Source organism: Chryseobacterium sp. CH21, from assembly GCF_004119445.1.
Lineage (GTDB): Bacteria > Bacteroidota > Bacteroidia > Flavobacteriales > Weeksellaceae > Chryseobacterium.
Genome location: NZ_QICI01000040.1, coordinates 1 through 16,833, shown reverse-complemented (window position 1 = coordinate 16,833; position 16,833 = coordinate 1). Strand labels below are relative to the sequence as shown.

11 protein-coding genes, 2 pseudogenes and 1 riboswitch are annotated in these 16,833 nt (G+C 37.2%); of the genes and pseudogenes, 11 read left to right on the top strand and 2 right to left on the bottom strand.

What is annotated here, in order from left to right; all coding sequences use genetic code 11:
• The coding region (locus BOQ62_RS07050; protein ID WP_164976702.1) for an IS3 family transposase at positions 1 to 219 on the top strand (219 nt) is incomplete at its 5' end.
• Between the two features lie 69 nt (positions 220 to 288).
• On the opposite strand, the pseudogene BOQ62_RS07045 reads toward BOQ62_RS07050, so the two are convergent.
• Positions 289 to 2,903, bottom strand: a pseudogene (locus BOQ62_RS07045) (MGH1-like glycoside hydrolase domain-containing protein).
• Between the two features lie 188 nt (positions 2,904 to 3,091).
• Positions 3,092 to 3,199, top strand: a riboswitch (SAM riboswitch).
• A gap of 61 nt (positions 3,200 to 3,260) precedes the next feature.
• Between BOQ62_RS07045 and BOQ62_RS07040 the strand changes: the two are divergent.
• The 7 genes and pseudogenes from BOQ62_RS07040 (at position 3,261) to metF (ending at position 12,148) form a co-directional block, all read left to right on the top strand.
• Positions 3,261 to 4,199: an alpha/beta fold hydrolase gene (locus BOQ62_RS07040; protein WP_129038246.1), complete on the top strand. Its 939-nt coding sequence runs from the start codon at positions 3,261 to 3,263 to the stop codon at positions 4,197 to 4,199.
• A gap of 4 nt (positions 4,200 to 4,203) precedes the next feature.
• A complete protein-coding gene (locus BOQ62_RS07035; protein ID WP_129038244.1) occupies positions 4,204 to 5,742 on the top strand; it encodes an ACT domain-containing protein in 1,539 nt (512 codons plus the stop codon).
• A 121-nt stretch (positions 5,743 to 5,863) separates the two neighbouring features.
• Positions 5,864 to 7,023: pseudogene (locus tag BOQ62_RS07030) on the top strand (O-succinylhomoserine sulfhydrylase).
• Positions 7,024 to 7,050: 27 nt separating this feature from the next.
• Positions 7,051 to 7,437: a four helix bundle protein gene (locus BOQ62_RS07025; protein WP_129038242.1), complete on the top strand. Its 387-nt coding sequence runs from the start codon at positions 7,051 to 7,053 to the stop codon at positions 7,435 to 7,437.
• Complete coding sequence (locus BOQ62_RS07020; RefSeq protein WP_129038240.1) at positions 7,412 to 8,434, top strand: homocysteine S-methyltransferase family protein; 1,023 nt, start codon at positions 7,412 to 7,414, stop codon at positions 8,432 to 8,434. The genes BOQ62_RS07025 and BOQ62_RS07020 overlap by 26 nt, the downstream gene beginning before the upstream one ends.
• 86 nt (positions 8,435 to 8,520) lie before the next feature.
• Positions 8,521 to 11,181, top strand: a complete 2,661-nt coding sequence (gene metH, locus BOQ62_RS07015; protein WP_129038238.1) for a methionine synthase — start codon at positions 8,521 to 8,523, stop codon at positions 11,179 to 11,181.
• A gap of 7 nt (positions 11,182 to 11,188) precedes the next feature.
• The gene (gene metF / locus BOQ62_RS07010; protein ID WP_129038236.1) at positions 11,189 to 12,148 is read left to right on the top strand and encodes a methylenetetrahydrofolate reductase [NAD(P)H]; all 960 of its coding nucleotides are present in this window, start codon (positions 11,189 to 11,191) and stop codon (positions 12,146 to 12,148) included.
• Positions 12,149 to 12,387: 239 nt separating this feature from the next.
• On the opposite strand, the gene BOQ62_RS07005 is transcribed toward metF, so the two are convergent.
• A complete protein-coding gene (locus BOQ62_RS07005; protein WP_129038234.1) occupies positions 12,388 to 13,539 on the bottom strand; it encodes a hypothetical protein in 1,152 nt (383 codons plus the stop codon).
• A 101-nt stretch (positions 13,540 to 13,640) separates the two neighbouring features.
• Between BOQ62_RS07005 and folE the strand changes: the two genes are divergently transcribed.
• From folE to cysS, 3 genes are all read left to right on the top strand, one after another.
• Positions 13,641 to 14,306: a GTP cyclohydrolase I FolE gene (gene folE / locus BOQ62_RS07000; protein ID WP_034694807.1), complete on the top strand. Its 666-nt coding sequence runs from the start codon at positions 13,641 to 13,643 to the stop codon at positions 14,304 to 14,306.
• A 6-nt stretch (positions 14,307 to 14,312) separates the two neighbouring features.
• Positions 14,313 to 14,744: a DinB family protein gene (locus BOQ62_RS06995; protein ID WP_129038232.1), complete on the top strand. Its 432-nt coding sequence runs from the start codon at positions 14,313 to 14,315 to the stop codon at positions 14,742 to 14,744.
• 125 nt (positions 14,745 to 14,869) lie between these two features.
• Positions 14,870 to 16,336, top strand: coding sequence for a cysteine--tRNA ligase (gene cysS, locus BOQ62_RS06990; RefSeq protein ID WP_129038230.1), 1,467 nt, complete (start codon positions 14,870 to 14,872; stop codon positions 16,334 to 16,336).
• The last annotated feature ends 497 nt before the right edge of the window (positions 16,337 to 16,833 follow it).

Here is a 16,833-nt window from a genome sequence, read left to right as displayed (position 1 = left end):
TCCCGCAAAGGAAACTGCCTGGATAATGCGGTAATAGAAAACTTCTTTGGAACTTTAAAATCTGAAATGTTCTATACTAAGAAATTTAAAACCATTGATGAGCTCAAAAAAGAAATAAAGAAGTATATCAATTACTATAATAACGACAGGATAAGACTTAATCTAAAAGGAAAGAGTCCCGTACAGTACAGAACTCTTTCATATAATAATATTGTTTAATTTTGTCTAAACTTTTGGGTGCAGTCTAGATTCATCCGGCTTTTTTATTACTCATTACTGATTACTCATCTAGAAGGTAAGTCTTGGTTTGATCAGTTTCGCCACAGTGGCTGTCCATCCTGTTTGGTGAGAAGCACCTACGCCACGGCCATTATCTCCATGGAAATATTCAAAGAAGGTAATATAATCTCTGAAATGTTCATCATAATTGAACTTTGGATTACCTCCATTGAAAGATCTTTGCCCATGTTCATCCTTTAAAAATATTGAACAAAGTCTTTTGCTTATATTCTGAGCCACTTCATCAAGATTTCTTTTATCACCGCTTCCTGTTGGGAATTCTACTTTTAAACTATTTCCATAATAAAAATGAAAGCGTTGCAGACTTTCTACAATCAGAAAGTTGATCGGAAACCAGATAGGACCTCGCCAGTTGCTGTTTCCTCCAAACATTCGACTATCACTTTCTGCAGGTGTATAGTATACCATATTTTCTTTGCCGTGTACTGAGAATACAAAAGGATTTTCCTCATATACCTTAGACATGGCACGGATTCCGTAAGAACTCAGGAACTCATTTTCATCAAGCATTCTGGACAGAACTTTTGTCAGTCTGTTTTTGCGGAGGATGCTCATCAGGTGTTTTCGTCCGTGTCCTTCCTCGTCCCAGTGAGAAACCAATTTGGTAAGCTCAGGTTTGTTTTTTAAGATCCATTCCATTCTGCTTCTGAAATTCGGCATCTTTTCCAATAATGATGATCCACGATTTCTACGGCAAACATAGGGATCAAACCTACAATACTTCTTAATTTTAAAGAAACACTGTCTCCGTTTCCGAGCTGAAGTACATCATAGAAAAATCCGTCTTCCTCATTCCAGAGACCTTTTGTGCCTTCACCCAGATTTTCCATAGCTTCAGCGATATAAAGATAATGTTCAAAAAATTTGATCGCCATATCTTCATATACCTGATAATATTGTGCAAGTTCCATTGCAATACGCATCATATTCAGTGCGTACATTGCCATCCAGCTCGTTCCGTCTGCCTGTTCAAGGTGCTGGCCGTCCTTTAATTCCATATTCCGGTCAAAAGCTCCGATATTATCGAGACCAAGGAAACCTCCTCCAAAAATATTTTTCCCGTTTTTATCCTTTCGGTTCACCCACCAGGTAAAATTAAGAAGTAACTTCTGGAATACTTTCTCTAAAAATAATAAATCCGGCTTTCCGTTGTTTTTTTCATCAATTTTAAAAACACGGAAACAAGACCACGCATGTACAGGCGGATTTACATCACTCATATTCCATTCATAGGCAGGAAGCTGTCCGTTAGGATGCATATACCATTCTTTTGTGAGCAGCAAAAGCTGTCCTTTGGCAAATTCTGCATCTATGATAGAAAAGGGAACACAGTGAAATGCCAGATCCCATGTAGCATACCATGGATACTCCCATTTGTCAGGCATAGAAATAATATCCTTGTTGTGGAGATGATTCCATTCTGTATTTCTTACATATTCGTTGAAATTTCTCGGTGCTTCAAAGTTCGGATCCCCTTTCAGCCATTTTCCGATATTGTAATGATAGAACTGCTTATTCCAGAGAAGTCCTGCAAAAGCCTGTCTCTGAACATTTCTTTCATCTTCATTGACAGTATCATTCTGAATTTCTTTATAAAACTCTTCAGCCTCTGCCTCTCGGGTATTGAAAATTTCATCAAAGTTTTCAAAAGGCTCAGCTCCTTCATCAGGACATAATCTGAATTCAAAAACTTTGCATTCCCCGGGTCCAATTGTTTCATCAATCAGAAAAGAAGCTTTTGTTCCTCTTTTTTCAGGATTTATCGTATTTGTCTGATGGGTAATAAAATGATTGATTCCATCTTTGAAATAACTGTTTTCAGCGGCAGGTGTTCCATAAAGTTTAGCATTATTGGTCTCATTATCACAAAATACACTTTGTGCATTGGGATTTCGGGAATACAGTTTTTTGATCGAAATACTATCATGCCCAATGTTGATACTTCCGTCATGAGAAGCATTGATTTCAGCTTTATAGGTATTATATCCCCATTTCCAGTTGTTTCTGAACCATACCGTAGGGGCTACCACAATAGGTGCTTCATGCTGGCTTCGGTTACAGACCGTTACTCTGGCAAGAATATCATTGTGATCGGCTTTACAGTATTCTATGAAAATATCAAAATATTCATCATTATCGAAAATTCCGGTATCGAAAATCTCATATTCCGGTTCCTTTTTACTGCGTCTCCCGTTTTCTGCAACAAGATCATCGTAAGGAAATTCATTGATCGGATATTTATAAACCATTTTCATATAGCTATGAGTAGGTGTATTATCCAGATAATAAAAGATTTCTTTGATGTCTTCCCCATGGTTTCCCTGAGGATTGCTCAACCCGAAGAACCGTTCTTTTACCATTTTATCTTTCTTGTTCCAAAATGAAAAAGCAAAACATAAAAGCTGCTTTACATCAGAAATTCCGGCAATACCTTCTTCACCCCATCGGTAGGCATAGCTTTCTGCATTATTATGATTGGTAAAATTCCAGGCATTCCCGTTCGGGCTATAATCTTCGCGTACATTTCCCCACTGCCGGTTGCTTACATAAGGTCCCCAGTTTTTCCATTTGGTATCTTGTAATCTTTCTTTTTCGGCGGTCATATCTCATCATTTTTCCCCACGAAGTTAGTTTTTTTGAGAGGTAATTCCAATTTTTTTCATCTGAATAATTATTAATATAGTCTTGAAACACTTGTGTTTAAGGGCTTTTTGAAATATTAAAATATTTTTTTTTTGAAATTAAAAGAAAAGAACTACCTTTGCATCATTCGTTCATTCAAATATTGAAAATGTTATCAAGAAAGGTTGAGGGATTAGACCCTATGAAACCTTAGCAACCCTTTGCGCAAGCAAAGAAGGTGCTACGTTCTACCAAAATAATTTTGGACAGATAACTCACTGAAGTTCTTTTTCAGCCATTTCCTGTGGCATTTTCAATTGTATTAAAATTTAATAGAATTGAAAACAGAATTAAACTATATTAATCTTTCGTATCAAACATATTCCCAAAAGGAATACCATATCTCATTAAGCTATCAGCTTTTTGGGAAAGATCTGTTTACAGCCCCTATCATTTTAATCAACCATGCTCTTACCGGAAACTCCAATGTATCCGGAGAAAATGGCTGGTGGAAACAATTGGTAGGAGATAATCAGATTGTTGATACCCGTAAATATACAGTTCTGTGCTTCAACATACCGGGAAATGGATATGACGATTTTTTAATTGAAGACTATGAAGACTTCACTCCTTCGGATATCGCAGCGATATTTCTGAAAGGGCTTGAAGCTTTGCATATTAAAAACTTATATGCCATTATTGGAGGCTCTCTGGGAGGAGGCATTGCCTGGGAAATGCTTGCCAAGCAGCCGGATCTCGCAGAAATATTTATTCCCATAGCCTGTGATTACAGAACACACGACTGGCTTCATGCACAGTGTCTGGTTCAGAAATTTTTATTGGATGATAAAGATAAACCATTACAGAAAGCAAGAATTCACGCCATGCTGTGTTATAGAACTCCACAATCACTTAACGACAGATTTCAAAACCAATATAATCAGGAACAACAACGCCTGGAATCAGAAGATTGGCTTGTTTACCATGGTAATGCATTAAACGAAAGGTTTAGTTTAAAAGCTTACAGGCTGATGAATCATCTTTTGATGAATATAAACGTTACTGAAGAAGAACTGGAGAATATACAGGCACGAATGTGCATGATCTCCGTAGATACGGACTTATTTTTCCCGGCTTCTGAAATCTGGATGTGTTTTGAAAATTTAAGAGAGAAAAATAAGAATGTTTCTTATCACGAGATCCAATCTATACACGGGCATGATGCCTTCCTAATGGAATATCAACAATTAAATAATATCATTAAAAACATTTTATAAAGTAATGAAAAAGGTTAATGAAATAAAATTCTTAAAAAACAGATCAATTGTCAAATTCGAAGGAGAAGATTTCCTTGGAGAAATTGGGATTGACGGACGAATTTTTAAAGCGCTTACTTTAGCACGTATCAGTGTAGGAGTAATTTCACAACAAGCCGTAGAAAACGGAATTTCTATTTTGGTTCACGAAAATGATGCAGAAAAAGCAGTAGCCTGTCTTATTGATGAATTCGAAGCAGAAAGAAAATCTGGAAAAGTTTCTCAGATCTATAGTATCAATAATGTTTCTGTGATTGGTTTTGTAGCAGAAGATTTCAATAAAGTTTTTGCCGAGCTGGCTAGAAATAATGTTTTCCCATTGCTTTTGAATCAGGTGGCAGGAGAAAACAGAGTCAACATCGTAGTAACATCTTCACAGGATGAAAAAACAAGAAACATCATAGAATCTGAAATTTTCAAAAAGCCAAAAACTGTTCATCTGGCCATCATTGGCCACGGAAATGTAGGAAAAACATTGATTCAACAGGTTTTGGAATCTGCAGAAGAAATTAAAAAACGTAAAAAAATAGACCTTAAAGTAGTTGCAGTAGCTAACTCAAAGAAAATTGCCTTCAACAAAAAAGGATTTGATGCCAATTGGAGTGATGAGGTTTTAACAACAGAACATCCATCGAATGTTGAAGAATTAATCAACTTCTCTAATGAAAATCAACTGGAAAATCTGATTGTTGTGGATAACACCGCAAGCAAGGATTTTGTAAAGAACTATCATGCTTTGGCGGAAAACGGATTTGATCTGGTTTCTTCCAACAAAATTTTCAATACCCTTCCGATAGAAGAGTACAGAAAACTAAGATATACGTTGAGTAAAAACAACAGACGTTATCTGTATGAAACCAATGTTGGGGCAGGGCTACCGTTAATTGATACCATCAAGTTATTGCACCTTTCAGGAGAAAATATCACAAGAATCAAAGGAGTATTCTCCGGCACATTGAGTTATGTTTTCAATAATTTTTCTTTAAGAGATGATAAATTCTCTACCATTATCAACGAAGCTTTGGAAAAAGGATATACAGAACCGGATCCGAGAGAAGACTTATCTGGAAATGATGTAGCAAGAAAATTATTGATTCTGGCAAGAGAATTAGATTTAATCAACGAATTCGGAGATATCAATATTCAGAATCTGGTTCCGGAAAGCCTGCTTGAAGTTTCAAAATCAGAATTCCTTTTAAGACTGGAAGAACTGGACGATGAATATCAGAAAATAAAAGAAAATCAGGAGCCCGGACATGTATTGAGATATGTAGGTGATCTACATGGCGACTTACAGAAAGATAAAGGCGAGCTGGATGTAAAACTGATTTCTGTTCCTGCAACATCCGCATTAGGACAGCTGAAAGGTTCAGATTCCATCTTTGAAATTTATACAGAAAGCTATGGAGAAAATCCAATTGTGATTATGGGAGCCGGAGCTGGTGCACAAGTAACAGCAAGAGGAGTATTCGGAGACATTTTAAGAGTAAGTGAAACCAAATAATTTGTACAAAGTAAAATGTACAATGTATTCATGAAGAAGAGAGCAATGCAGAAGGATTTATTTAATGGAGTATAGAAAGCAGCCTGTAAAATACATTGTACATTATTAAAATTAAAACTATATGGAAAATTTTGAAACATCAGCAATAAGAACCCAAACGGAAAGAAGTCAGTTTGACGAGCATTCTACACCCTTATATCTTACTTCCAGTTTTATATTTCAGGATGCGGAAGATATGAGGGCAAGCTTTGCAGAAGAAAAACCTAAAAATCTATACAGCCGCTTTTCTAATCCAAACGTAACCGAATTTACAGATAAGATTGCTAAAATGGAAGGCGCAGAAGCAGGATATGCCTTTGCAACAGGAATGGCAGCCATCTATTCTACATTTGCAGCATTATTGAATGCTGGAGATCATATCGTAAGCTGCCAGTCAGTATTCGGGTCTACGCATACTTTGTTTACTAAATATTTCCCGAAATGGAATATTGAAACCTCATATTTCAAAGCAGAAGATGCTGCGAATGTGGAGCAATACATCCAACCTAATACCAAGATCTTATATCTTGAAACCCCTACCAATCCGGCTATTGAAATTCTGGATCTTGAGTTTTTGGGCAGATCGCTAAAAAACATAACCTTATCTTTATTGTAGATAACTGTTTTGCAACACCTTATCTTCAGCAGCCTATCAAATACGGTGCAGATATTGTAGTACATTCAGCAACGAAACTGATTGACGGACAAGGAAGAGTTTTAGGAGGAATAGCAGTCGGAAAAGAAGACCTTATCAGAGAAATTTATCTTTTTGCAAGAAATACAGGGCCTGCATTGTCTCCTTTTAATGCCTGGGTATTATCAAAAAGTTTGGAAACATTGGCTATTCGTGTAGAAAAACACTGTGAGAATGCGTTGAAGGTAGCCGAGTTTTTAGAAGGCCATCCTAATGTAGAATTAGTAAAATACCCTTTCCTGAAATCTCATCCAAGTTATGACGTAGCCAAAAAGCAGATGAAGTTGGGAGGAAATATCGTAGCCTTTGAAATAAAAGGTGGTATAGAAGGGGGGAGAGCCTTTTTAGATAAGATACAAATGTGTTCGTTGTCTGCCAACCTAGGTGATACAAGAACGATCGTTACTCATCCGGCATCTACTACCCACTCTAAATTATCAGACGAAGAAAGAAATGAAGTAGGGATTACGGCAGGATTGGTTCGTTGTTCAGTAGGATTGGAAAATGTAGAAGATATCATTGCAGACCTGAAACAGGCTTTAGATTAGTTAATCGTTGACAGTTTATAGAGCCCAATGGATAGAGACTACACAGAATTAGCAATGTATAGGGAAGTACGAAAGTTGGTTACCCTGACTTATATTTTGACCACAAACTTTCCTGAAGAAGAAGTATTGGCTTTAACAAGCCAAATAAGAAGAATAGCAACTTCAGTTTCGTTCAATATAACGGAAGGAAGTAGAAGTGAGACTACTGAAGATACTTTACCGTTTTTACACATTGCTGGGGAATCACTTTATAAACTGGAAACCCAATTCCATTTGGCTCTAGATCAGCACTATATTTCTAAAGAAGATTTTGAAATCATCAATAAAAAAATCCTCTTATGTAAAAAACTGGTCAGCGGATTTATAAATTATTACAAATTGATAGAAAATGAAGAATTCAGAACAATTATATAAAGCACTATCCGAAAGAATTTTAATTCTGGACGGTGCAATGGGAACTATGCTTCAGAGATACAAATTTGAAGAAGAAGATTATCGTGGAGAGCGTTTCAAAGACTGGGAACATCCTGTAAAAGGAAATAATGACCTGCTTTCCCTGACGCAGCCTCAGGCGATTGAAGAAGTTCACAAGAAATACCTTGAAGCGGGAGCTGATATCATAGAAACCAATACGTTTTCAGGAACTACTATTGCGATGGCAGATTATCATATGGAAGATCTTGTATACGACCTGAACTATGAGTCCGCAAAAATTGCCAGAAAAGCCTGTGACGAATACACTGCGAAAAATCCGGACAAGCCAAGATTTGTGGCGGGATCTATAGGACCAACGAACAGAACGGCAAGTTTAAGCCCGGATGTGAATGATCCAGGTTACAGAGCGATCACTTTTGAAGAATTGAGAGTAGCTTACAAACAACAGTGTGAAGCTTTGCTGGATGGAGGTTCAGATATCCTTTTGGTAGAAACCATTTTTGATACTCTGAATGCAAAAGCAGCTTTGTTTGCCATTGATGAACTGCAGGATGAAAGAGGAATACAAATTCCAATCATGGTTTCCGGAACTATTACCGATGCTTCAGGAAGAACATTGAGCGGACAGACCGCAGAAGCTTTCCTGATCTCCGTTTCCCACCTGAATTTATTAAGCGTAGGTTTCAACTGTGCATTGGGAGCAGATCAGCTTACTCCTTACCTTGAAACACTGGCTCACAATTCGGAATTCTATGTTTCAGCATACCCGAATGCCGGTTTACCGAATGCTTTCGGAAAATATGATGAAACTCCGGAAGATATGGCAAGACAGATTAAAGAGTATGTAGAAAAAGGGCTAATTAATATTATCGGAGGATGCTGCGGTACAACTCCTGAGCATATTAAAGCGATTGCCGATCTGGTAGAGAAATATGAGCCAAGGAAAGCAGGGAATTTGCTGAAGAATACAATTTAGCATACAAAAAATTTCTGCTTTAGGGAAGCACAGGAATTTATTGGGGCAGAATACCAATAATGCCTACTATATTTTAGAAGAATAAAATGAAGTATTTAAGATTATCAGGCCTCGAGCCTCTTATCATAACGCCGGAAAGTAATTTCATCAATGTTGGTGAAAGGACGAACGTTGCCGGTTCCAAAAAATTTTTAAGACTGATCAAAGAGGAGAAATTCTCTGAAGCATTAGATATTGCCCGCCATCAGGTAGAAGGAGGTGCCCAGATTCTGGACGTTAATTTTGATGATGGATTGATCGATGGAAAAGCATCGATGATCAAATTCCTGAACTTAATTGCCTCCGAACCGGATATCGCAAGAATCCCGATCATGGTAGACTCTTCCAAATGGGAAATCCTGGAAGCTGGTCTTCAGGTAGCTCAGGGAAAATGTGTCGTGAATTCTATCAGCTTAAAAGAAGGTGAGCAAGAATTTATCAAACACGCCAAAGCCATTAAAAGATATGGTGCAGCAGTTATTGTCATGGCATTTGATGAGGTAGGACAGGCTGACAGTTTCGAACGAAGAATTGAAATTTCAAAACGTTCCTATGATATTCTGGTAAACCAGCTTGGTTTTCCGGCAGAAGACATCATTTTCGACTTAAATATATTTCCGGTAGCAACGGGAATGGATGAGCACAGAAGAAACGCCATCGACTTTATTGAAGCGACACGCTGGGTAAGACAAAACCTTCCTTATGCATCCGTGAGTGGAGGAGTGAGCAATGTTTCTTTCTCTTTCCGTGGAAATGATACGGTGAGAGAAACCATGCACTCCGTATTCCTTTACCATGCAATTCAGGCAGGAATGAATATTGGGATCGTGAATCCGGCAATGCTTGAGGTTTATGACGAGATCAATAAAGAATTACTGGCACTTGTAGAAGATGTAATTCTGGATAAAAGAGAAGATGCTACAGAAAGACTTCTCGACTATTCCGAAAAGCATAAATCAGTTAAGAAAGAAAAAACCGAAGACTTAGAATGGAGAAACAATCCATTGCAGGAAAGAATTACTTATGCCCTGGTAAAAGGAATTGACCGTTTTATTGAAGAAGATGTAGAAGAAGCAAGACTATTAGCCGAAAGACCACTTCATGTAATAGAAGTTAATCTGATGACCGGAATGGGAGTGGTAGGAGATCTGTTCGGAAGCGGTAAGATGTTCCTTCCTCAGGTAGTGAAGTCCGCAAGGGTAATGAAAAAAGCAGTAGCTTATTTACAGCCTTTCATTGAAGCAGAAAAAGACGGTTCAAGACCTGCTAATGGTAAAATCTTAATGGCAACAGTAAAAGGTGACGTACATGATATTGGTAAAAATATTGTGAGCGTTGTTCTAGGTTGTAACAACTACGAAATTGTTGACCTTGGAGTGATGGTTCCAGCTGAAAAGATTATCCAGACGGCTATTGAAGAAAAAGTAGACGTTATAGGATTGAGCGGACTTATTACGCCAAGTTTGGATGAAATGGTCTATATCGCTTCAGAATTAGAAAGACAGAACTTAGATTTTCCATTATTGATCGGTGGTGCTACCACATCAAAAGCACATACTGCAGTGAAAATCGATTTAAAATATAAAAATGCAGTTGTTCACGTAAATGACGCTTCTAGAGCCGTAAATGTAGTAAGTTCATTATTGGGGGACAGAAATAAAGAATATGTTTCGGATTTAAAGAATGACTACTCCGACTTCAGAGAAAAGTTCCTGAACAGACAAGTGGATAAAGATTATGTTTCCATTGAAGAAGCAAGAGAAAACAATTTTAAAATTGATTGGAAAAATGAAGAAATATTCACTCCGAATACTATAGGAATAAAAGTAATCGAAAATCAGGATTTAAGGGAACTTCTTCCTTTCATTGACTGGTCTCCGTTTTTCAGAAGCTGGGATCTTCATGGGAAATACCCAAATATTTTAGAAGATGAGGTCGTAGGAGCTCAGGCAAAAGAATTATTCAAAGATGCTCAGGTGATTCTGAAAAGAATTCTGGATGAAAAATTATTAACAGCAAAAGCCATCTTCGGAATCTTTAAAGCTAATTCCAACGAATCTGATGATATCTTGATTTTTGATGAAGATAATAATGAACAGGCAAAGTTTCTAACCTTAAGACAGCAGGCTCAGAGATCAAAAGGAAAAGATTATCTGGCTCTAAGTGACTTCATTGCCCCTCAAAGCTCTGGAAAAACAGATTACGTGGGAGCATTCTGCGTAACAACAGGATTCGGAACCGATGAACTGTCCAACGAATATGAAAAAGCCAATGATGATTACAACTCCATCATGGTAAAAGCCCTGGCAGACCGTTTTGCAGAAGCCTATGCCGAATTTTTACATAAAAAAGTCAGAACAGAGTACTGGGGATATGCTAATCAGGAAACTTTAAGCAATGAAGAATTGATTGCCGAGAAATATAAAGGAATCCGTCCGGCTCCGGGATATCCGGCTTGTCCTGACCACCTGGAAAAGAAAACCATCTGGGATCTTTTAAAAGTAGAAGAAAATACAGGTGTTTTCCTTACAGAAAGCCTTGCCATGTTCCCTACAGCATCTGTTTCCGGATATTATTTCGGAAGCCCGCATGCCAAATATTTCGGATTAGGAAAAATTACAGAAGACCAGCTTAAAGATTATGCCGCAAGAAGAGGTTGTAGCATCCAGGAAGCGAGAAAATGGTTGTCACCAAATTTAGCAGATTAACATTGACATGAAGATAACAGAACACATTAAAAACGCCAATGGAAAAACTTTATTCTCCTTAGAAGTTGTTCCGCCACAGAAAGGAATCGGGATTGAAGACCTGTATACCAATATAGATCCGTTAATGGAATTCAAACCACCTTTCATTGATGTTACCACATCCAGGGAAGAATATATTTATCTGGACAAAGGAAATGGTTTGATGGAACGCCGTATTACGAGAATGCGCCCGGGAACACTGGGAATCTGTGCCGCCATTCAGCATAAATATAATGTAGATACAGTACCACACCTTCTTTGCGGAGGTTTTACCAAAGAAGAAACAGAATATCTGCTGGTAGATTGTATGTACCTTGGAATTGATAATGTAATGGCTTTAAGAGGAGATGCCATGAAAGGACATCAGTATTTCGAACCTACTCAGGGAGGACATGCAAGTGCGATGGATCTTGTGAATCAAGTTAATAACCTGGGAAGAGGAAAATACCTTCACAATGAGGAAGAGGCATGTGATGAATTGAATAAATTCTGCATCGGAGTGGCCGGATATCCGGAAAAACATATGGAAGCCCCTTCTATGAATTATGATCTGAAATGGCTGAAACAAAAAGTAGATGCCGGAGCAGATTATATCGTTACCCAAATGTTTTTTGACAATAAAAAGTATATAGAATTCGTTCAGAAAGCAAGAGAAATAGGAATCACAGTTCCTATTATTCCGGGAATCAAACCAATCGCAACAAAGAAACATTTGAAAATCCTGCCACAGGTATTCAAAATAGATCTTCCCGAAGAACTGATCAATGAAGTAGAAAATGCAAAGAATAATGAAGCAGTGAAGCAGATCGGAGTAGAATGGGCCATTGCACAATGCAAAGAGCTTCTGGATTTCGGAGTTCCTGTGCTGCACTTTTACTCCATGGGGAAGAGTGATAACATTAAAAAAGTAGCCGGTGAGCTATTCTAATAAAAGTACCAAAAATGAAGGAACCCTGCTGTAAAAAGCAGGGTTTTTATTTTTTAATCTGATACAGAATTAATTTTAAAGATAGAAGAAATGAAGAAAGCCGTAGGCTATACACCCGCTTAAAAAGAATCAACAAAGTTGATTCCATCTTTACTCCCTATAAAATATAACATTAGCAAATAAGACTTTGCGTCAAATAAACTAAAGTATCCAAGAAAAATTAAACTATCTTTCTTACTCTAAAGACCAGTATGTCTCTCAAACTCCTTACTCCTGTCAAATAAATATCTATAAGTAGCCAACTTCCGGGTAACCGTAGTTTCAAGAGCTTCTGCAATCTTAATCATTTTAGGATTAAAATCACCAATCCACTGTAGTTCCGTAATCGTAAAATCCGTATGTTTTCTCAAATGTTGAGTCCCTTCCCAGATCATATAGCCGTCAATACCTTTCTTCTGCCACTCAGGAACAACACCGAAAACAAGCCCCACCATTTTCTCATTCTTTTTAAACCGTTTTAAAAACAAAAATGTAAGCTTTTCAAAAATCCCGAATTTTCCATTCAGATATTTACACCACTGGTTGAGGTCCGGAATATTGATCCACATGGCAATCGGTTTCTCATTTTCATAAACAAACCAGGAAATATGCTCATTGATGATGGGTTTCATCGTATTAAACATTTTCAGAACTTTGGTTTCTTCAAGATACTTTCCTTCCCCATGAGAAGCCCATGCTTTATTATAAACTTCTGTAAAGTCTTTTGCAAACTTAGCCAGATTATTCTTTTTCATAGGCTGGGCCGAAATTGCCGGATTCCTTCTGTTCTTTTCATGAGCAATCGTAAAAATCCTCGAAACTTCCGCAAAAACAGGTCGGGTAAAACAGAGCTGTTCAAAATAAATCTGAAACCCGTAATTCTCAAAAAGATCTTTATAATAAGGAAAGTTGTAATTCATTCCAAACAAAGGCTCAATAAACCCTTCAATGAGGAGACCCCAGAATTTATCCCGTTCTCCAAAATTGATAGGACCATCCATCGCTTCTATTCCTTTTTCCTTAAACCAGTTTTTACAATAGTCAAAAATAAAATTAGCTGTTTCCTGATCATTAATACAGTCGAAAAAACCCAATCCTCCTGTAGGCTGCTTTTGCTCATAACAACCATTCACAAAAACGGCTACTTTACCTACAGTGTTGCCATTCTTTTTAAACAAAAACCTTTTACATTCACCGTTTTTAAAGAATTTATTTTTTTCAGGATCAAAAATCTCCTCAATATGTTTATCTAAAGGCCGGATATAATTTTTGTCGTGTTGATAAAGGCGGGCCGGGAATTCCAGAAATTCCCTTTTATGGAGTTTGTTTTGTACTTCTTCGACAATAATCATAGGCTTTTTTAATCAGGTATGCTATAAAAGATAATGTTTTTCATCCTATTTGAAATAGAGAAATAGATATTATCCGTATTTTTGCTGCAAATTAAATAAAAATGGTTGATTTTACCGATAACGACGATGATATTTTCACTGGAAAAGAACATACGCCTATAAGGGAAGATGCTTTTGATAAATCGCCACAGGAAAAAATTGAAAAAATTACTGAGCTTTTTGGCGAGATTATGGAAACATTAGGAATGGACATGACAGATGATTCTCTCAAAGACTCTCCAAGACGTGTTGCCAAAATGTACGTCAATGAGATTTTCGGAGGGCTTCTTCCTGAAAACAAACCAGGAATCTCCACTTTTTCCAACAAGTACAAATACCGTCAGATGTTGGTAGAAAAGGATATTACCGTATATTCTTTCTGCGAACACCACTTTTTACCCATTATAGGAAGAGCTCATGTTGCTTATATTTCCAATGGAGAAGTAATTGGTCTTTCAAAAATTAACAGAATTGTGGATTACTATGCAAAAAGACCACAGGTTCAGGAAAGGCTTACCATGCAGATTGTAGATGCTTTGAAAGAAGCTTTGGGTACTAAGGATGTAGCCTGCATCATTGATGCAAAACACCTTTGCGTAAACTGCAGAGGAATAAAAGATACAGCAAGTTCTACCATTACAGCAGAATTAAGCGGTATTTTCAGAACAAACCCTATTACAAGACAGGAATTCTTACATTATGTAGGAAGTCATGCAAAACTGGATTAATAAATAATGAACTACCAGATTCTTAGAAATATTATTGATACCGAGCTTCAGAGATTTCAAAACATCTCGGAAGAAGAATGGTCACATAGAAGTTCTTCGGAAAAATGGTCTAAAAAAGAAATTATTGGTCATCTTTGTGACAGCGCTTTTACAAATATCCGTAGATTTGTTGTGACACAATATAAAGAGAACGAAAATATAGTATATGACCAGAATTTCTGGGTAAAAGCTCAGAACTATCAGAATGTTCCTACTTCAGATCTTATTGACCTGTGGAAGTCTTTGAACTATCAGATTGTTCACATTGTGGAAAATATCCCCGATGAAGCATTGCAAAGAACCTGTGATACTACGAAAACAGAACCTCGGGTTTATACGTTGGAGTTTATTATTGATGATTATGTAGACCATTTACAGCATCATTTAAAAGCGATTTAATTATGATAAAATTTAAAAAAGTTTCACATAAGATTTTTATCACGACAATTATTTGTTGTGACAGAATAATTTTTTAACTAATTTTTGAATCTTTAAAATCATTAAATCTTTTAACTTAAAAATAAATGCAATTAAAAATATATAACTCGCTTACTGCAGAAAAAGAAATATTCAAACCTATTTTAGAAGGAAATGTCGGAATGTATGTCTGCGGACCTACCGTGTACAGCAATGTGCATTTGGGAAATGTTAGAACTTTCCTGTCCTTCGATTTCATCTACCGTACCCTGGTGCATTTAGGGTATAAAGTAAGATATGTAAGAAATATTACCGATGCAGGGCATCTTACGGATGATGGAAATGTAGATAACGACAGATTCGTAAAACAAACCAGGCTTGAAAAGCTGGAGCCTATGGAAATTGTACAGAAGTACACCGTAGATTTCCACAAAGTATTGGATATGTTCAATCTGCTTCCTCCAAACATCGAACCTACTGCTACAGGACATATTGTAGAGCAGATAGAATTAACTCAAAAACTGATTGAAAGAGGCTTCGCTTACGAAAGCAACGGTTCAGTATACTTTGATGTATTGGAATACAACAGAAGAGGCTTGAACTACGGTGAACTTTCAAAACGTAATATAGAAGAACTTTTCGCCAATACCAGAGACCTTGACGGGCAGGGAGAAAAGAAAAACCCACAAGATTTTGCATTGTGGAAAAAAGCCTCTCCGGCTCACATCATGAGATGGAATTCCCCTTGGGGAGAAGGTTTCCCTGGATGGCACCTTGAGTGTACTGCTATGAGTACTAAATATTTAGGTGAAACATTCGATATCCATGGAGGAGGAATGGATCTTAAATTCCCTCACCACGAATGTGAAATTGCACAAGGGAAAGCATGCAATGATGCAGCACCAGTAAATTACTGGATGCACGCCAATATGTTGACAATGAATTCTCAGCGTATGAGTAAATCTACAGGGAATTACATTCTTCCAATGCAGTTGGTAACAGGTGATAATGACTTCTTTGAAAAATCTTTCCACCCTTCAATTGTACGTTTCTGCTTCCTGCAGGCACATTACAGAAGTGTGCTGGATATTTCAAACGATGCCATGATGGCCAGTGAAAAAGGATTCATCAGACTAATGGAAGCCGTAAAAGTATTGAATACAATTACCCCTGATGACGCAAAACAGTCCGGTTTTAGCCTGAAAGAATGGAAAGATAAAGCCTATGAGGCGTTAACAGATGACTTCAATTCACCAATTCTGATTGCACACTTATTTGAGACAGTGAAATATATCTTCGCTTTGAATGATGGTAAAGAAACAATCTCAACAGAAGATCTTGAAGACTTAAAGTCGACATTAAATGCTTTTATCTTTGACGTTTTAGGATTACAAACTGTAGAAGAAAACAACAATGAAAAGCTTGATCAAACCTTAAAAGTGTTGATCGAATTGAGAAATCAGGCAAGAAAATCCAAAAACTTTGACCTGTCAGACCAGATCAGAGACAAACTGCTTGCAGAAGGAATCGAATTAAAAGATGGCAGAGACGGAACATCATACGTCCTGAACTAAAAATATAACTTCGTTTTATATCCATTCCGTAGGAGTCCATTATATAAAGGATTCTTACGGGATGTTTTTTTTCCTCCTAGAGAATATATCAGATTTCCATTCCTAATCCTTTATACAGAAAGCTGCCACTTAATCCTATCGTCCTTTCATTTTCTCATCTTCCTCTTAATCCCTCCAACTCTCCAACATTCTCAGGAGCTTTATCCTGCTATCCATTCATACTCCTCGTACCAGCACGCTCCCACATCCAAACTCTCTCACGCTCCCACCCATACTGCGGGGTAACCATTTCTATCAGGGCTAGGGGAGGGGAATTAATGATGAATGATGAGTTCCGGGGTTCGGGTTTTAAAGTTACGATTTTCTGGTTGTGTGGGTTCAGTAATCAGTCTGAAGTCTTTACATCTATAATTCTTATGCAATAATTAATGTACAGCTATACCATTATTTCTATTATGTCATTCCGTAGGAATCTAAACTTATTTACGAGAGTCTTA